Here is an 18,328-nt window from a genome sequence, read left to right on the forward strand (position 1 = left end):
TGTTTTATATCATTTATATTTTTTATTTTTTAGATTATTAATAACCTGCTGTGTAAAAAACTCAACATATTTAGTATCAGTTGCTATATTAAGACGTATAAATCCTTTAGAATTCTCTCCAAACCATTCCCCGAAATCAACAGCTATACGGCAATCTGTTTGTATAAATTCTTTAACACGGTTTATATCAACAACTTTTCTCAAATCAAAAAACGGCAAATAGGTTCCTTCCAAAGGAGATATTATTATATCCGGAACATTCTGATTTAATTGTGTTTTAATATATTCAAAATTATATTTAATAACATTGAGTAATCCCTCAAGCCAATATTCTCCGTGTCTGTAAGCTGCTTCTGCTGCTATCAGTCCTAATAAATTAAAATCTGCTCTATGAGCTGCTGAGGCAAATTTTTTATATTTTTTTCTAAGTTCTTCATTTGGTATAAAAACATGAGAATTCAAAAGCGAAGCCATATTAAAAGTTTTGGAAGGAGCTGTAAAAACTATCAGCCTGTCAATATATTTATCTTTGTTTTTTATAGAAAATGCTGAAATAAAAGGTCTTATGCCTAAATTGATGTCCTGATGTATTTCATCTGAAATTATGTAAACATTATGTCTTTTGCAAATTTCAAATACATTTTCTATTTCATCATTAGTCCAAACTCTTCCTACCGGATTATGAGGATTGCAGAATATTATTAATTTGACATTATTTTCCTTTATAGTATTTTCTAATTTGTCATAGTCTATTGTGAAAATACCATTATCATTCTTTAATTCGCATGTTATAAGATTTCTGTTATTATCTTTTACAGCACTATGAAAAGGATAATATACAGGATTTAATGTTAGTATATTGTCATTAACTTCTGTAAAAACTTGAACAGCCCAATAGAAACCAGTTACAACACCTGGAGAAAAAGACATCCATTCTCTTTCTAAATCGATATTGTATCTCTTTTTTTGCCAAGCAGAAAAAGCATCAAAATAGCTGTCCCATATATGAGTGTATCCGAATATTCCATGATCCACTCTTTTATGTAATGCTTCTATAACTTCATCAGGAACTCTAAACTCCATATCAGCTACCCACATAGGAGTTAAATTAGCTTCAGCAAATCTTGGATCCGATTCAATATCCCATTTTACGGAATTAGTATTTTCCCTTGATACAGCATACTTGCTTATAAAATCTTTTACTTCCATTTTTTATGTCCTTTTATTTGTAATGATTGAAATATATAATATATCTTATTTTAATAAAAATCTAGCTATATACTCATAAAGAAATATTGCTAAAACTATAAAAGGAAGTATATAGCTTATATAAAATCTTAATTGTACAGGAAACTTTATGCCGTCGCCTGTATTAGCCTCTTTTATAAAATTATCGAATCCCCATCCGAAATCCCTTGTACAGAAAAATAATGTTACCAAAGCACCTAATGGAAGTATATTGTTGCTTACTATAAAATCAAGCAAATCCATTATAACAGTACCTTCTCCTAATGGAGCTATAAAAGATAAAACATTAAAACCTAATGTAGTTGGAAGACTGAATATAAATAATAATATAAATAGTATTACAGAAGTTTTTTTTCTTGTAATTTTGAATCTGTCTATAATAAAAGAATATATATTTTCTAAAACACCTATTACAGTAGTAAGTGCTGCCATTGCCAAAAATAAGAAGAATAAAGCTCCCCATAATCTTCCTAGAGGCATAGAATTAAATATATTAGGCAAAGTTACAAATGCAAGTCCTGCTCCCTCATCAGGATTAACATTAAAAGCAAAACATGCAGGAAATACTACAAGTCCTGCAAATAAAGCAACTAATGTATCTAATGCTATTATTATCAATGCTTCGCCTGTGAGAGACTGCTTTTTATCTATATAGCTGCCGAATATAGCCATTCCTCCTTGTCCTACACTTAGAGAGAAAAAAGCCTGACCTATTGCAGCATAAAATATTGCTATGAATCCTGTAATGCCGTTTCCGAATAATTTATTTAAATCAGGTACTAAATAGAATTTTAACCCTTCTATAGCACCTTTCAATGTTAAAGCTCTTATTATCAAAAGAATTAACAAACCAAATAATGAAAGCATCATAAATTTGCTTGCTCTTTCTACACCCTGTTCCAATCCTGCAGAGCAAATGAGTATGCCTAAAAGAAGACTTATTCCCATCCATAAAGTTAATGTAGCTCCGCTTCCTAATACTCCGTTAAAAAAATTACCTACTTCAGCAGCATTGAGTCCGGAAAATTTACCTGTTATCATAAAATAAAAATATGATAAACACCATCCGCATATAGTAGTGTAAAATAACATAAGTATTACATTTCCAAGTATTTGAATATATCCTATTTTGTGCCAATGATGTCCTTCTTTTTCCAATTTTTTAAAAGATGTTGCTATGTCATGTCTTCCTGCTCTTCCTACAGCAAATTCCATTACCATTGGAGCAACACCTAGAATAATTATTGATATAATATATAATACAACAAAAGCACCGCCTCCGTATTGTCCTGTTATATAAGGGAATCTCCAAACATTTCCCATACCTACAGCACAGCCTGCCGATACTAATATAAATCCAAATCTGCTTCCTAATTTTTCTCTATCTTTCATTACTATATTCTCCGAATAGTTATAAACAACTTTTGAATTATACTATATATTATAAATTATTAAAACTTACAATTATAAAAATAAAAAAATTATTTATATAGTTTTATTTTTAATATAAGCGGAAGTATAATTATTTAGAATCTGAAGAATATATTTTTTTTAGCCTTATTTCATCATAGAAAGATATTCTGTAAGAATAAAGTTTAATTACCTTATCCAAACTGTCTAAATCAGGCTTTACATATAATGATACACTTACTAAATCTGAAGACCACCAAATAGTATACTCTTCAAATGTTTTTTTATAGTAAGTAAAATATTTAATATCTGTTTTAGTTATGCTGCCGTATTTAAAAGTTAATTTTTCTTTTATATCATCTATTACAGCAAGTGTGGCAGGATCATAAAATGAAGGATTTTTGTAAATATCGCCTATATGGTTGCAAATTTCTATTCTGTAAAGTTCATTGTTATAAAAATATAAATAATATGCTAATTTCTCTTTATCATTTTTATATATATTAAGTATTGTATTATTTTTTATTTGAAATGATGCAGAAAAATCAGCATATAAATCTAAATTATAATTAGTAATTTTATTATTTGCTTCTTCAATACTCATGCCGAACTTTAAATTTTTATATCCGTCTAAATCAAAAAGCTCAGGCAGCTGAGCAAATATTGTGTTAAAACTTATTAATAAAATTATTAAAATATATTTCATTATTTTTTATAAAAATTATTTATGATATCCAATGCTTCCTGAGGAGTTTTAACATATTGTATTAAATCTAAATCCTCTTTGTCTATGTACTGCTCTTTAATCATATCTTTTTTCATCCAGCTTATAAGATCATTATAATAATCATAATTCATTACAAGCATTGGAATATTTTGTAAAACCTTAGTTTGTATTAGCGTAAGAGTTTCGAACATTTCATCCATTGTTCCAAAACCGCCTGGAAATATTATAATAGCTTTTGCATATTTTAAGAACATAACCTTTCTGGCAAAGAAGTATCTGAATTTTATTTCTTCTTTAACATAAGGATTTGTTTTTTGTTCAAAAGGCAATTCTATACATAATCCTATTGAACCTGCATTAGCATCAAAAGCACCTTTATTTCCAGCTTCCATAATACCAGGTCCGCCTCCTGTTATTATATCATATTTATTCTCAGCTAATAATTTAGCAGTTTCATAAGCTAATTTATAATGAGGATGATCCGGAGAAGTTCTTGCACTCCCAAACATAGTCACAGCATTTTTGTAGTGAGACATAGTTTCAAATCCTTCTACAAATTCACCCATTATTCTAAATATACGCCAAGATTCATTAGGCATATCAGAATTTTGTAATTCATAAGTTTCTCTTCTCATTAACAATATCCTTTTATATTATTTTATAATTACAGCAGTACCATAAGCTATAACTTCAGTAGTTCCTTCCATTACAGATGATGATGAATAATGTATTCCTATAATAGCATTAGCACCTAATTTTTTAGCTTCTTCAATCATTCTTTTTGTTGCAGTTTCTCTAGCCTCATTTATCATTTCTGTATAGCCCTCAACTTCTCCTCCTACTATGTTTTTTAGTCCTGCAAGCAAATCTTTTCCTATATGTTTAGCCTGAGCAATGTTTCCTTTAACTAATCCTAATAATTCATAATTATAGCTGCTTGGCAAATAGTCTGTTGTGTATAGTTTTATATCCATTTAAATCTCCTAATTATTTTAATATAACAGCAGTACCATAAGCAACAACTTCTACGGTACCAGGTAATACAGATGATGATGAATAATTTATACCTATAATGGCATTAGCACCTAATTTTTTAGCTTCTTCAGTCATTCTTTTAGTTGCTATTTCTCTAGCTTCATTAAGCATTTCTGTATAGCTTTCAACCTCACCGCCTACTATGTTTTTTAATCCTGCAAGTAAGTCTTTTCCAACATGTTTAGCCAAAGATACATTTCCTTTAACTAATTCCAATGGTTCATAATTATAATTACTTGGTAAATAACTTACTGTAAACATCTTTATATCTGAGCTCATATCATTTCCTCTTCAATAATTTGCAATATTATGTTAATTAGTTTTTCGGAAATTAATTCATATCTTTAATTCTTTTTTATTTAATAAAAAATATGAGTATGCTATTTAAATTTGATAAAAATAATATAATATATTAATAAATATAATTATAGGATATTAATTATGGGAAAAGTTAAAAGCATTTTTACAATGGCAACTTTACATCTTATTAAAGTCTTACTAGATTTTTCTTCAAAGGTATTGCCTGTTTTTATAATAGCAATAACTTTATTAAAATTAGCTAAAGTATTTGAGTTGGATTGGAGATTAATTATTGCTGTATTAGTATTAGAAGTAATACTTATAATAATGACAATAGTATTTTATTCTCTATTTTTCAAAAAAGATAATACTTCAAGTCAGGCTAATAATGGAAATGCAAATGTAATAGAAAAACAAAAAAAATTACCAGTATTAAATATAGCAGCAGTTTTCTTTATATTTTTAGGTATTATATTTATAATATTGAAATTATTTAAAGCTGTAACATGGAGCTGGGCTTGGGTATTATCACCATTATGGCTTTCAACAGCATTAACTATATCTATACTTATTATATGTATAATAGTATCTATTATATCAGCGGTATCAAAGAAAAATAAACAAAAAAGTATTGATGCTGAGGCAAATAATAGTGCAGAAAGCAGTAATATAGAAAACCCTTCTGATAATGCAGAAAAAACTAGTACTAATGAAACAGAAACAAAGACGGAAAATAATAATTAATTAAAATACATAATGGCAGAGGAAACGAAATGGATAATATATTGTTGAATATAATTTTTACAGCAGCTGGAATATTATTGCTGTATCTCGGCGGAACTTATATTGTAGATGGAAGCGTAATGGTGGTAAATAAACTTAAAATACCTCCAATAGTTATAGGATTAACTTTTGTTGCTATGGGTACATCTATGCCTGAGCTTTTTGTAAGTTTATTTGGTGCTCTTAGGGGAGAAAGTGCTATTGCAGTTGGTAATGTTATAGGCAGTAATATTTTTAATATAGTATTCGTACTTGGAATTTCTGCTTTATTTATGAATATGTGTGCCGGCAAAAAATCTTATTATGTATCAATGCTTTCAATGTTTATTATGTATATTGCTTTATGTATAATGCTTTTCAATATGAACACTAAAACATTAAGCGGAGATAAGATTTCCGTAATAGAAGGTGCTGTACTTTTAATATTGCTATGTATATATGTTTATTATTTATATAATGTAATATCAAAAGATAAAGATGAAATGGCTTCTTTTGAGAAGGAAGTAGCATCATCTACAAAAACTCATTCTATAGCTAGAGCCATATTTAAAATAATAGTTGCAATATTAGCCTTAGCTTTTGGATCTGATATTTTTATTAAAGGTGTTACTGGAATATTTAGAAATTTCTTAAGCGAGCATATAATAGGATTTATAGTAGTTGCTGTAGGTACAAGCATACCTGAACTTGTTACAAGTGTTATAGCAGCTATTAAAAAAGAATCTGATATATCTATAGGTAATATAGTAGGAAGCAATATATTTAATGTAGGCGGAGTGCTTGGAATATCATCAATAGCTTCATTTAAATTCGGGGGTATACTTCTTAATCCTGAGCAGAATTATTTAATAGATTTTCTTATGATGGTATTTGCTGGAATATTATTATTGCTATTTACTTTGAAAGGTAAGAGTTTAGGAAAATTAAAGGGAAGTTTATTTTTAATAATTTATGTAGCCTATGTTATATATTTATTAAAAACCACTTCTGTTTCATAAATCATAAAAAAGAAGGTATGGGACTGAGAGTATCCCATGTCGCATTATGAATTTATTTAGGGTTATTCGGATTTCACTTGTATTACTAATACTTTAAATGCCTCTATAGACTTTAAAGAATGTACAGCATTAGCAGGTATTAATATAGACTCTTCTCTTGAAACTTCAAATTTATCATTGTCAACTGTTATTTCTGCCTTTCCTTCTATAACAGTAACCAAAACATCCCCTGTACTTGTGTGAGGAGGTATTTCAGCTCCTTTATCAACAGATATTATTTTCATTCCAAGACTTTTTCTATCTACTAATGTTAATGCTGATATAGAATTATTTTTGATTTCTAGTAAATCATTTAATGACACAACTTTTTTATAATTAATATTATTGATAAAATTTTCCATCAATTTCCTCAATATCATTATTTTGTTAGTATTATATAATATAATTAAATAAAAAGCTGTTGCTATGGCAACAAAATATAATTTTTTGCTTAAATTATATTACCATCTATAGAAATAGTGTATTCTTTTATAATGATATTTTTATTGGCTATTTCAAGAGCCTTCTGTACTATCATTTCAACTCCTCCGCAGCATGGAACTTCCATTCTTACTATAGATATAGATTTAATATTTTTATTTGTAAATATGTTAACTAGTTTTTCTATGTAGCTGTCTATACCAGTATCTAATTTAGGACAGAACATCAAAAGAGTTTTATTTTTCAAAAATCTTGAATGAAAATTTGGATAAGAAAAAGGTACGCAATCTGCCGCTATTAATAAATCGGCATTATCTAAATAATTGGCATTAGGGTTTATTAATTTTAACTGTATAGGCCAATTTCTCAATTCAGAATTCATTTGTATATTATTATTATTTTCTCCTCTAAATTGATTTCTCATATCTTTCTGCATGCTTCCAGGACATCCGCAATGTTTATGTTCTTCCATATTCGGCACCTCCATATTATTATTTTTTAAATACTTTACAGCTTCATTAAAGAGTTTATCTTCTCCATGATCTTTTAAATGTTTTAAATGAGCTTTTATAACATTTTCTCCGCCTTTTACTATATTAACCATTACTTTGCTTTCATCATATTCTTCAGCTTCTCTTTCTTCTATTTCCATAGCGTTTTCAGGACAAGCCTTTATACAAGCACCAAGTCCGTCGCAAAATAAATCACTTATAAGTCTTGCTTTACCGTCTATTATCTGCAATGCTCCTTCAGGACAATCCGGTATGCATATTCCGCATCCTGTGCATTTATCTTCATCTATTTTGATTATTCTTCTTTTCATTAATTCTCCTTTATCATTAATATTTGATTATAATAATATATTCAATTATAAAAATCTATTGCCTCAGCAACATTGAAAATTTACTATGTTTTTTATTTAATTAGAGTTAAAAAATATTTAATGATGCTGTTAAAATTAAATTGTTATGGTATAATTTATCAGGATTTTTTATGAATAGAAAATTAAAAGATAGAAATGAATTAAATATTATATTAGAAGACTGCAGAAAAAATAATAAAAGAATAGTATTTACAAACGGATGTTTTGATATACTTCATCGCGGTCATGTAGAGTATTTGCAAAAAGCAAGAGAACTTGGAGATTTGCTTGTACTAGGATTAAATAGCGATTCTTCTGTAAAAAGGTTAAAAGGGGAGAGCAGACCGATAAATAATGAAAATGACAGAGCTGTTGTACTTGCAGCTTTGGAATGCATTACTTATATATCTATATTTGATGAAGACACTCCTATTGAATTAATAAAGATAGTTAAGCCCGATATTTTAGTTAAGGGCGGTGATTATAAGATAGAAGATGTAGTTGGAAGAGAGTACTCTAAAGAAACAGTATTAATTGATTTTTTAAATGGGTATTCTACTACTAATATAATAAAAAAGATAAATAATTAAAATTTAGGAGTTTTATTATGATTATTGTAACCGGAGCAGCCGGATTTATAGGCTCTAATATAGTTAGAGGATTAAATAATTTAGGTATCGATGATATATTAATAGTTGATAATTTAAAAAACGCTTCTAAACATAAAAATTTAAATAGAATTAATTTTAAAGATTATATAGATAAAGAAGATTTTAATTTAGATATTTTTAAAAATGTTAAAGTTGAAGCGGTATTTCATCAAGGTGCTTGTTCTGACACTATGGAAACAGACGGTAAGTATATGATGAAAAATAATTATGAATATACAAAAAATATTTTTCATTTTTGTTTGGATAAAAAAATAAGATTCTTATATGCTTCAAGTGCTTCTGTATATGGAAACGGAGAAAATGGTTTTGAGGAAAATGAAAAAAATGAGTATCCTCTTAATGTGTATGCTTTCTCCAAATATCAATTTGACAGATACGTTAATAAATTATTCAAAGAAAATAAGATTAACAGTCAGGTTGTAGGACTTAGATATTTTAATGTATATGGACCGCAGGAGAATCATAAAGGAAGAATGGCATCTGTTGCTTTCCATTTATTTAATCAAATAAAAGCTGGTGAGAAAATGAAAATATTTGAGGGAAGTGAGAATTTCCTTAGAGATTTTATACATATTGATGATGTTGTATCTGTTAATAATTTCTTTTTCGAGAATGAAAATAAATCCGGTATATTTAACTGCGGTACTGGAAAAGCTGAAAGTTTTGTTGAGATAGCTAAGGCTTTGAAAGAGGTTTATACTTCAGCTGAGATAGAACATATAGAGTTTCCAGATGCTTTAAAAGGAAAATATCAAAAATTTACACAGGCTGACTTGAAAAAATTAAAAAATGCTGGTTATAATAAAGATTTTATGAATGTTAATACTGGCGTAAAAAAATACGCTGAAGTTTTAGAAAAAAGCGGCGGATATTTAATGTAAATAAAGATAAAAAATAATATACATACTTTATAATTTGTTCCATGTATGTATATTATTTTGCTTTAATTTTATAGCCCATATTAGTATTATTGCTCCTAATACAAAAAAGAATATGGAAAGAAATATTTTAGATTTGTTTTGTAATTCTATTATTTCATTATTTATTTTATCATAATATATTTCTTTTTCTGTATTTTTATTTGTCATACTTATTATTCCGTTATATATATTAGTAGCATAGTATTTACTATTATCTATTTCAAAGCTATAAATTATATAGCTTATATCTCTTTTCTTTATTCCATACTGATAATATGTAATATCATCAATATTGGCCATTATTTTAATAATGTTTCCATTTTTATAATCTATTGTCTTTTTTATATTTAAATACATTATTAAAGCAGACATAGATAAAAACATAAAAGTAGCAAAAAATAGTACAGCTTTGTATTTAATAAATTTATATTTATTATTCATAATTTTATTTTATATTATATTAATTTATTATTAATAATTACAAAAAATATTTTACTTATATTACAAAAAATGGATTATATATTATATAGGGTAAAATATTTATAAGGAATTTCATTATGAGAGTACAGTCATTATTTTTATTATTTTTTCTATTATCTGCATTGTCAGTTTATGCCCAAGATGCAGAAGAGTCCAAAAGACTTTATGAATTAATAAATATGGAGAGGCAAAAAGCAGGTCTATATGAATACAAAACAGATGAAAATATTGAGAAAGCAGCTGCTACAAGAGCAGAGGAAATTTCTAAAGTTTTTGATTCGGTTAGACCAGATGGAAGCGAAATTTATACAGTTTATGCAGAAAATGGGATAAAAGTTGCGTATTATGGAGAATCTATAAGAACTGGTTATGAAACAGCAAGTGCTATGTTGAATGCTATGCTTAAAGATCCTGATGATTCTTCTTCTATATTGGATATAGATTATACCCATATCGGAGTTGGAATATATAAAAATGCTAAAAATACATATTGGGCTATAATATATTGCTCTTTAGCAGAGTAATATTTGAGGAGAAAATTTGATGAAAAAGTTTATATTTATTTTTTGTATTATTTCTTCTTTTATTTTTATATCATGTGATGATGATAATGTTGAAGATAGAATCGACAAAGCAACTGACAAAATAGAAAAATCAATGGAAAGAGCTGAAGAAAAAATGGAACAAGCTGAAGAGAAAATAGATAATTTATTTGATTGATATTATATATTATTTTTTAATATATTGCTAAATTCTCTATAGAACATATTAAATAAAGAGTTTTCATTTGCTTCTGTATTCCATAGATTATGCCAATGGTATGTATAGCATCCAGTAAAAAACTCTTTATAAGATGTAATATTTCCATTATAATTTGTAAAGAAATCATTAGGTGATGTTACAGGATAATTATATTTATTTTTATCTGTTATATTCCAAAGAGGATCAAAAAAAGCACATGGGAATACCATTAAATTTTTTAGTTGCACATTAGAAAAATTGAATATTATCCATGGTAAAACAGTTTGCTCTTTTTCTATTATTTGAACAGTTTCTTCTATCATATTTTTATCATTGATATATAATATAGCAGTATTAGCATAAGATTGTTTTTCCCATTGGTAACAAAAACTATTATCCAATATATCTGAAAAATCCCTTAAAAACATTACATCTAAATCAAAATATACTATACCATTATATTTATTTTCTACTAAATATTTATATGGTATTAATAATCTAAAAGCATCTGCTCTTGCTGGTAATTTTTTCTTTTGGTTAAATATATAATCAAATTGTTCAAAACATGTATTTTTTATTTCTAATTTAGGGTTATATGTTTTTATTTCAATAAGATTTTCCAATTCATTAATATATTTATTATTTAAATTTTCTTTTGTTGTTTTACTATCAATCCATAAATATATTTTAGGATTTTTTTGTGTACATAGTAATGACTTTATTGAAAGTACATGTTTTTCATTTATTTTTCCATACCAATATGAATGGTATGATATATTTGTGTTAATATTTTCCTTTTTATTATTTTCTAAATTATTTTTTAGGTATTCTATAGCATATTCATTGTCTGTATATAGTTTTGAGTCATCAATATGTTTAAAATTTGTATATTTTTCTCCAGATATAGGCATATCAGGGAATTTGACTTTTTTAAAATTAAAAAATATCATATATTCCCCCATAGAATATACAATTTAACATTTATCAAGGTTGATAAAAATTGTTTGTATAATAAAAAAATTATTTTACGGTAATATTTGCGATGCGATGCGATGCGATGCGATGCGATGCGATGCGATGCGATGCGATGCGATGCGATGCGATGCATATTTTACTCCGTTATTATTTTTTTATATAAAAACATAATATTATAATTTGAACTTAAAGTCAACTTAAAATTGTTTTATTAATTATATTTTTGAAGTTTTAGAATAAAAAGACTTGAGTTTAAAATACCCCCATGTCTTTTTATTAAAATATTAAGTATTAATATTTTAAATCATGTACAAGATTCACAAACTTCTTCTAATTCAAAGTTAGATTTAGGGGTTTTCATGTAGTATAATGTTTTAAGTCCTAAATCCATAGCATATTGTATATCTTCCCAAAGCTCTTTAGCAGAATCCGGCTTAACATAATATAAATTTAATGACTGAGACTGATCTATATATCTCTGTCTTACAGCAGCAAGTTCTATTATTGTTTTTGCAGGTATAGCCCAGCATCTTTCATAATATTGTCTGTTTTTCTTTATATTAGGTACTAAACTAGGAAGCGTTTGTATTCCTTCTTCTACAAAAAATAAATCCACAATAGGTTCTATGCTTTCTGTAGCAGATACACTTTTTCCTGATGTAGCTGTAGGAGCTATAGCACCATGGAATGAAAAACGAACTCCGCTTGTTTTTATTTCTTCTGCTAGTTTATCCCATTTTTCTTTATCAAGTTTTACATCAAGTTTATTATTTTTATTTTTGTTTAATAATGATATATGAAAAGGAGTTAATCCTTCTTTCCATTTTGATTCATTAAATGTTTTATATGGACCTCTCTCTTTTGAAAGTATATTAGAAGCTTCATATATATGATAATATAAATCATCAAAAATTTGATTTGTAAATTCTAAAGCCTCTTTATCTGTATATTTCAATTTATTAGAAGCAAGAAGATTTGCATAATTAATAACTCCTATTCCTATAGGCCTATTCTTTTTATTAGCAATTTCACCTTCTTTTACAGGATAAAATTGTGTATCTATTATATTATCGCATCCTCTTAAAAGCGTATAACAGAATGATTTTTTCTTTTCTGGGGTGAAACCTACCCATGACATTAGATTGATCGATACTAAATTACATATTCCAATTTCACCGCTTTTTTTTCTTTGTATAATTTCATATTCTCCGTCTTCATTTATAACATATTTTTCTTTTATAAGTTTTGAAGGATAGGAAGGTATTACTATTTCCTGACAAAGATTTGAAGCTCCTACAAATTTATTGACCATATTCTGTTCATTTATATTGTCAACAAATGTTAAATATAAATTTCCTGTTTCCTGCCTCACTTTTAATATTTGAAATAATAGATCTTTAGCTCTTATTTTCTTTTTTCTTATAGAAGATTTACTTTCATAATACATATAAGCAACATTGAATTTTTCACCATATTCTTCATTAAGAAGAGGTGTTTCCTTAGGGTCAAATAAAGTTACGTATCCGTCTTTATTTACACGTTCTCTAAATATATTGCTTATTCTAATAGAATAAACTAATTTTCTAGCTCTAGTGTCTTCAGTTCCCCCTGCATCTTTTAACATAATCAAATCAAGTACATCCAAATGCCACCAAGGGAATGTAATAACACATGCGCCTTTTCTAACCCCTCCTTGATTGAATGATGATATAGTTTGTTCTACTCTTTTTATGAAGGGTATAGGTCCGTCGGAACGTCCTCTGTTAGTTTGTATTGTAGAGCCGGAAGCACGTATATATGAAGCATCATAAGCTATTCCGCCTGAAAATTTAGAATATAATGCCATATTGCTGTCTGTTTGATTCAAGCTCCAAGTATCATCATCAGGGGTATTCAATATACAGCTTGCAAGCTGTGCTTTTACTGTCATGCTATTAGCTATTCTAGGTGTTGCAAAAGTAACTTCATGTTTTGATAGCATATCATAAGTTCTTTTTATATATTTTAATCTCTCATTTTTGCTTATTTCTAATTTGTCTTTATTATTTCCTTTATAATAATCATCATAAAATGAGAACATAGCAGCTGCCATATATGTTATTTGAGGAAGCTCAAGTTTTTTATTTCCTATGTTTTTACAGTATTTTTTATAGAATATTGCAAGTCCCTTATATGTAAAAAGCAAATCTCTGTCAGGTTCTATCATAGAATTTATTTTATCTAATTCTTTATCTGTAAATAATTTTATTATATCCTTGTCGTATATTTTGTATTTTATTCCTTTTTTCAAGAAATTTTTTATATGAGGATATGAACCTATTTTTTTAAGCCCGCATGTTTCTTTGTATATCTTCATTAAATAAAGTTTTTCTGCTATAGTATCGTAAATAGGGTATAAAGGACTTATCATATTAACAGCAGTATTTATGAGTTCATCATATAATACTTCTATTTTCATTTTATCATTAATTTTTATATTTAATCCTTCCAGAATTTGATTGGTGAATGCTTCTTTACCTTCTGTAGCCCAATTTATAACCTTTCTCAGCTTTTCCTCATTGTATGGCTCTTCTCTTCCATCTCTTTTTATTATAATATGCTTTTTACCTTTTCCAAATTCTATCATAATTTACCCCAATTATTATAAATCGTTCTTTAATGCACCTTTTTGATAAGATGTATTAGTAGTTTCTTGTAAGGCTGCATTTTGTTTATTTATATCTCTATAACTGTTAAACCAATCTATTATATCAGATTTTTTTTCAGATAAATATTCAGTTTCAACTCCTATATCTTTTAATCTTACTCCAGCCCAATATTTTATAAAATGTTCGCTCACAGAGGAGTTGATGCCTAATACTTCTTTATCATCAAATAGATATTTAGCCCATTTTATCTCTTCATTTACAGTAAATTCAACCATAGCCTTAGCTGTATCGTTAAACCATCCGCTTTTAAAAAGATGAGAAAAACCTTGATTTTCTTCTTTTCTAAGAATAGTCATTACATTTTTTCCAGTAGGTACATGAACATTTAATTCATCATGTGCTATCAATTTAATAGTTTTTGTAAATCCTGCTATAGCATTGTCATAACTGTTGTTTATTGTGAAAGTTACAAGAAATGAGAATGGAAATTTTATACCTTCAAGCAAATATATACCTATTAATAATTTTAAAATAGCTTGTTTTTTCTCATCTAATGAAGCATTTGACCCTTCAAGATTGCATAATTCATCAACATTTCCGAATAGTTCAACTTCTTTTTCCATTCTGTGTTTAACGAATTCATCATTATAAACCAAATCTAATGTATCAGTTGCTTCATGTCCGAATACTTCAGAAAGTCCGTAAGAGTAGCTTTCAGCATGTATATTTTCTTCTATTGCTATTCTGGCATAAAGAATAGACCATATAGAACTAGTTACAATTCTATTTAATATTGATGAAAATCCGCTTGTAACTCCGCTGTCCATTAATGTTTGATATGCTATATTTAATTTAAAAGCTCTTTGTGCATCTTCAGGAAGTGAAGAAAATCTAGTTTTATCAGATTTATAATCAACTTCTTTTGAAAACCATGTATTTCCTTCACTGGCTTCTTTTAATTTTCTAGCTATTTCATGGCTTACAGAATCTATTCTTATATAATGACCGAAATCTCCAAAAAATATTTTTTCATTTTCGGGTTTTTTATCTATATCAATTACTTTCATCTATATCTCCGATGTATTTCTATGTTTATTTATGTATTTTAGAATTTAATTAGTTATTCTAATTTTATTTTTTATATTTGTCAAGGAATTTTATTTATCGTAAATATAATCAATATTTTTATTATAAAACGTTTTATACTTATTTATTAATATTATTGAAGTTGTTATTGACATAGCTTAATACCGTGATAAAATATATAAATTAAAAGTTATGTATTTATTAAATGCTTAATATTTAAAGGGGTTTTGTATGAGTTTAGATAGTTTAAAAAGTCTTGATTCAAAAGAGGTTTTCAGATGGTTTTCTGAGATAAGTAAGATTCCAAGAGAATCAGCCCATGAGAAGGAAATTAGCGATTTTTTAGTGAAATTTGCAAAAGATAGAAATTTAGAAGTTTATCAGGATAAAGAAAATAATGTAATTATAAAGAAAAAGTCTTTTTCAGGATATAAAAATTTAGAACCTGTTATAATACAGGGACATATGGATATGGTTTGTGAAAAAACAAAAGAATCCAATCATGATTTTAGAAAAGATCCTATAGAATTAATACTTGAGGGAGATATTTTAAGAGCTAATAATACAACTTTAGGTGCTGATGATGGTATAGCAGTTGCTTTTGCTATGGCCTTGCTTGATTCTAACGATATACCTCATCCTGCATTGGAGGTTTTAATAACAACAGCAGAAGAAACCAGCATGCATGGTGCATTTTATGTTACTTCAGAGCATTTACAAGGAAAAACTCTCATAAATATAGATGCTGAGGAAGAGGGTGTATTTTTTGTAAGCTGTGCAGGCGGTATTAATACAATAATCGATTTTGATATAGTTAGAGAATCAAATAGTAATGATGCTTTAAAAATAGAAGTTTCCGGACTTAAAGGCGGACATTCCGGTATGGAAATTCATAATCAAAGAGCTAATGCTATTAAAATTTTATCCAGAATTTTGTATTATGTAAAAAATGATATTAATATTCACTCTATATCCGGCGGTTCTAAACGTAATGCTATAGCAAAGAATTCTGAGGCTATAATAACTTCCAACAATATGGATAAAGTGAAAGCCAGCATAGAAGAGATTTCTCAAAATATAAAAAACGAATATAAAATAGAAGATCCTGATATGAAAATATCAATTTCTAAATGTGATAATATTAAAGAATGCTTTACTAAAGAGTTAACAAATAATGTTATAGATTTTCTTATGCTTACACCGGACGGGGTTCTTTATATGAGCAGAGATATTGAAGGTTTGGTGCAAACAAGTGCTAATAATGGTGTATTGAAAGAGGAAAACGGCAAATTAAATTTAGTTATATCAATAAGAAGCTGCGTTGAAAGTTCATCTAGGGAAATTGTAGCAAGAGTAGAGGATATAGCATTGAGAACAAATGCTCATTTTAAGGCATCAAGCGGATATCCTGCTTGGCAGTATGATCCTAATTCAAAGATAAAAGATGTAGCTGCTGAAGTATACAAAAAAGTTACAGGTAAAGATGCTGAAATGAAAGCTATACATGCAGGTTTGGAATGCGGTATATTAAAGAAACCTCTTCCAAATGTTGATATGATAAGTATTGGACCTAATATTTATGATGTACATACACCAAAAGAACATTTAAGCATATCTTCGGTTGATAGAATGTGGAAATTTTTAAAAGAACTTATTATTAATATAAAATAATTTTATGCTAAGTTTTTAGATATTATAAATAATACCGCATTAAACTATTGAAAAATTATTTATATTAGTATATTATATTTATACTATAATATTTAAGGATATAATAAAATGACAACAGACAGAGAAGAATTAGAAGCACTTTTATATCAAACTAGATTAAGAGTAGATGAAAATCAAAAAGATGAAGTTTTAGACAGATTAAATAAAGATTTAAAGTTCATAGAAGAATTATTTGAAGTTAATGTTGATAATATTTCACCTTTATATCATGTTATTGATTTACCTGAATATTTGAGAGAAGATGTTGCAGGAGAGACATTAAATAATGATGTAATAATGGATCTATGCCGCAACGGTGAATATGGTTATATAGTAGTTCCAGCAGTGCCGGCAGCTTTGGAAAACAGCGAACATCAGGCTAAAAAATCTTAAATTATATAAAAAATATAGAGGTCATCAATTAATAGATGAATTATTCTTATGATAAAGAGGAAATAAAAAAAGAAAAAAGGAATACCATCAAGGCTATTTTTAAACCTTTTATCTTTATATATTATAGGAGCAATAGTCTTTTGTATAGGGCTGTAGCTAGGTTTATATTGGGTTTTATATTAGCATTTATTATTTTTGGTATTATTACTTTATTTGTAAGGTTTGATAGAATGAAAAGTTCAACTATGATGAATACTATTGAACCTAATGATATATTAATTACTTCAAAATTTAAGTATGCAGTTGCATTAAGACCTTTTGTATCGCATCTTACTGGAAAAACATTTATATTTTCAAGGCCTAAAAGAGGAGATATTGTATTTATGATAGATCCTAGGACAGAAAGAGAATTTTTTTTGAAGAGATTTGCTTCATATTTTGTGTATTTTGTAACTTTTGGAAATGTAAATATATCAAAAACCAGATATATAATAAAACGGGTTATAGGGCTTCCAAATGAAACTATAGAAATTAGAGATAAAGTTGTATATATTAATGGAGAGGCATTAAATGAACCTTGGGCTAATATAGGAAGCGATGACAGAATATTAGATAAAGAAGTTTCATCAAGAGATAATTTCGGTCCTTATATTATAGGTTATAATGAATATTTTGTTTTATCTGATAACAGAGATTATGGTTATGACAGTAGGGATTTCGGTAATGTTCATTTTTCATTAATAGACGGAAAAGTCATTTCTAAATAGAGATTAAAAACTATTATATTTTGATTGCTTATGGCATAAATTTAATATTTATATAATACAAATATTTTATTTGCTTTATTTGTGTAATTGTTAT

The 18,328-nt window shown here is 27.3% G+C and carries 21 protein-coding genes; 9 read left to right on the top strand and 12 right to left on the bottom strand.

The window, feature by feature from the left end; genetic code table 11:
• Window positions 1–9: 9 nt before the first annotated feature.
• The 6 genes from Q0J90_RS03435 to Q0J90_RS03460 all read right to left on the bottom strand — a co-directional run bounded on the left by Q0J90_RS03435 (window position 10) and on the right by Q0J90_RS03460 (window position 4,699).
• The gene (locus Q0J90_RS03435) at window positions 10–1,209 is read right to left on the bottom strand and encodes a MalY/PatB family protein (RefSeq protein WP_297276578.1); all 1,200 of its coding nucleotides are present in this window, start codon (window positions 1,207–1,209) and stop codon (window positions 10–12) included.
• A gap of 45 nt (window positions 1,210–1,254) precedes the next feature.
• Complete coding sequence (locus tag Q0J90_RS03440) at window positions 1,255–2,640, bottom strand: sodium-dependent transporter (protein ID WP_297276579.1); 1,386 nt, start codon at window positions 2,638–2,640, stop codon at window positions 1,255–1,257.
• Between the two features lie 130 nt (window positions 2,641–2,770).
• Window positions 2,771–3,364 (bottom strand): hypothetical protein, encoded by a 594-nt coding sequence (locus Q0J90_RS03445; RefSeq protein ID WP_297276580.1) that lies wholly within the window; start codon window positions 3,362–3,364, stop codon window positions 2,771–2,773.
• On the bottom strand, window positions 3,364–4,020 hold the full coding sequence (locus Q0J90_RS03450; RefSeq protein WP_297276581.1) for a TIGR00730 family Rossman fold protein: 657 nt from the start codon (window positions 4,018–4,020) through the stop codon (window positions 3,364–3,366). Before Q0J90_RS03450 ends, Q0J90_RS03445 begins: the two co-directional genes overlap by 1 nt.
• Window positions 4,021–4,038: 18 nt before the next feature.
• Window positions 4,039–4,359, bottom strand: coding sequence for a YbjQ family protein (locus tag Q0J90_RS03455; protein ID WP_084548621.1), 321 nt, complete (start codon window positions 4,357–4,359; stop codon window positions 4,039–4,041).
• Window positions 4,360–4,372: 13 nt separating this feature from the next.
• The gene (locus tag Q0J90_RS03460) at window positions 4,373–4,699 is read right to left on the bottom strand and encodes a YbjQ family protein (RefSeq protein WP_297276582.1); all 327 of its coding nucleotides are present in this window, start codon (window positions 4,697–4,699) and stop codon (window positions 4,373–4,375) included.
• 162 nt (window positions 4,700–4,861) lie between these two features.
• Here Q0J90_RS03460 and Q0J90_RS03465 point away from each other — a divergent pair, with 162 nt between their 5' ends.
• Both Q0J90_RS03465 and Q0J90_RS03470 read left to right on the top strand, forming a co-directional pair.
• Window positions 4,862–5,464 carry a hypothetical protein gene (locus Q0J90_RS03465; protein ID WP_297276583.1) on the top strand — a complete coding sequence of 201 codons (603 nt, stop codon included), beginning with the start codon at window positions 4,862–4,864 and terminating at the stop codon, window positions 5,462–5,464.
• A 29-nt stretch (window positions 5,465–5,493) separates the two neighbouring features.
• Entirely contained in the window at window positions 5,494–6,501 is a 1,008-nt protein-coding gene (locus Q0J90_RS03470; RefSeq protein WP_297276584.1) for a calcium/sodium antiporter, read from the top strand.
• A gap of 62 nt (window positions 6,502–6,563) precedes the next feature.
• Here the strand turns inward: Q0J90_RS03470 and Q0J90_RS03475 are convergent, their stop codons facing one another.
• Window positions 6,564–6,902 (bottom strand): cupin domain-containing protein, encoded by a 339-nt coding sequence (locus Q0J90_RS03475; RefSeq protein ID WP_297276585.1) that lies wholly within the window; start codon window positions 6,900–6,902, stop codon window positions 6,564–6,566.
• A gap of 89 nt (window positions 6,903–6,991) precedes the next feature.
• Window positions 6,992–7,804, bottom strand: coding sequence for an ATP-binding protein (locus Q0J90_RS03480; protein WP_297276586.1), 813 nt, complete (start codon window positions 7,802–7,804; stop codon window positions 6,992–6,994).
• Window positions 7,805–7,974: 170 nt separating this feature from the next.
• Between Q0J90_RS03480 and rfaE2 the strand changes: the two genes are divergently transcribed.
• Window positions 7,975–8,433, top strand: coding sequence for a D-glycero-beta-D-manno-heptose 1-phosphate adenylyltransferase (gene rfaE2 / locus Q0J90_RS03485; protein ID WP_297276587.1), 459 nt, complete (start codon window positions 7,975–7,977; stop codon window positions 8,431–8,433).
• Between the two features lie 17 nt (window positions 8,434–8,450).
• Window positions 8,451–9,395 (top strand): ADP-glyceromanno-heptose 6-epimerase, encoded by a 945-nt coding sequence (rfaD, locus tag Q0J90_RS03490; protein ID WP_297276588.1) that lies wholly within the window; start codon window positions 8,451–8,453, stop codon window positions 9,393–9,395.
• Window positions 9,396–9,422: 27 nt separating this feature from the next.
• On the opposite strand, the gene Q0J90_RS03495 is transcribed toward rfaD, so the two are convergent.
• A complete protein-coding gene (locus Q0J90_RS03495; RefSeq protein ID WP_297276589.1) occupies window positions 9,423–9,875 on the bottom strand; it encodes a hypothetical protein in 453 nt (150 codons plus the stop codon).
• Between the two features lie 116 nt (window positions 9,876–9,991).
• Between Q0J90_RS03495 and Q0J90_RS03500 the strand changes: the two genes are divergently transcribed.
• Window positions 9,992–10,438, top strand: coding sequence for a CAP domain-containing protein (locus tag Q0J90_RS03500; RefSeq protein ID WP_028329603.1), 447 nt, complete (start codon window positions 9,992–9,994; stop codon window positions 10,436–10,438).
• A 19-nt stretch (window positions 10,439–10,457) separates the two neighbouring features.
• On the top strand, window positions 10,458–10,634 hold the full coding sequence (locus tag Q0J90_RS03505; protein ID WP_297276590.1) for a hypothetical protein: 177 nt from the start codon (window positions 10,458–10,460) through the stop codon (window positions 10,632–10,634).
• A gap of 2 nt (window positions 10,635–10,636) precedes the next feature.
• Here Q0J90_RS03505 and Q0J90_RS03510 read toward each other — a convergent pair whose 3' ends face one another.
• From Q0J90_RS03510 to Q0J90_RS03520, 3 genes are all read right to left on the bottom strand, one after another.
• The gene (locus Q0J90_RS03510; RefSeq protein ID WP_297276591.1) at window positions 10,637–11,605 is read right to left on the bottom strand and encodes a glycosyltransferase; all 969 of its coding nucleotides are present in this window, start codon (window positions 11,603–11,605) and stop codon (window positions 10,637–10,639) included.
• 329 nt (window positions 11,606–11,934) lie between these two features.
• Window positions 11,935–14,256 carry a ribonucleoside-diphosphate reductase subunit alpha gene (locus Q0J90_RS03515; RefSeq protein WP_297276592.1) on the bottom strand — a complete coding sequence of 774 codons (2,322 nt, stop codon included), beginning with the start codon at window positions 14,254–14,256 and terminating at the stop codon, window positions 11,935–11,937.
• Between the two features lie 15 nt (window positions 14,257–14,271).
• Window positions 14,272–15,345, bottom strand: a complete 1,074-nt coding sequence (locus Q0J90_RS03520; RefSeq protein ID WP_297276593.1) for a ribonucleotide-diphosphate reductase subunit beta — start codon at window positions 15,343–15,345, stop codon at window positions 14,272–14,274.
• 250 nt (window positions 15,346–15,595) lie between these two features.
• Between Q0J90_RS03520 and Q0J90_RS03525 the strand changes: the two genes are divergently transcribed.
• The 3 genes from Q0J90_RS03525 to lepB all read left to right on the top strand — a co-directional run bounded on the left by Q0J90_RS03525 (window position 15,596) and on the right by lepB (window position 18,234).
• Window positions 15,596–17,035, top strand: coding sequence for an aminoacyl-histidine dipeptidase (locus Q0J90_RS03525; protein ID WP_297276594.1), 1,440 nt, complete (start codon window positions 15,596–15,598; stop codon window positions 17,033–17,035).
• A gap of 108 nt (window positions 17,036–17,143) precedes the next feature.
• Window positions 17,144–17,467 carry an Asp-tRNA(Asn)/Glu-tRNA(Gln) amidotransferase subunit GatC gene (gene gatC / locus Q0J90_RS03530; protein WP_297276595.1) on the top strand — a complete coding sequence of 108 codons (324 nt, stop codon included), beginning with the start codon at window positions 17,144–17,146 and terminating at the stop codon, window positions 17,465–17,467.
• Between the two features lie 35 nt (window positions 17,468–17,502).
• Window positions 17,503–18,234, top strand: a complete 732-nt coding sequence (gene lepB / locus Q0J90_RS03535) for a signal peptidase I (RefSeq protein WP_335823462.1) — start codon at window positions 17,503–17,505, stop codon at window positions 18,232–18,234.
• Window positions 18,235–18,328: the final 94 nt, after the last annotated feature.

The sequence above is a fragment of the uncultured Brachyspira sp. genome (genome assembly GCF_944390595.1).
GTDB lineage: Bacteria > Spirochaetota > Brachyspiria > Brachyspirales > Brachyspiraceae > Brachyspira.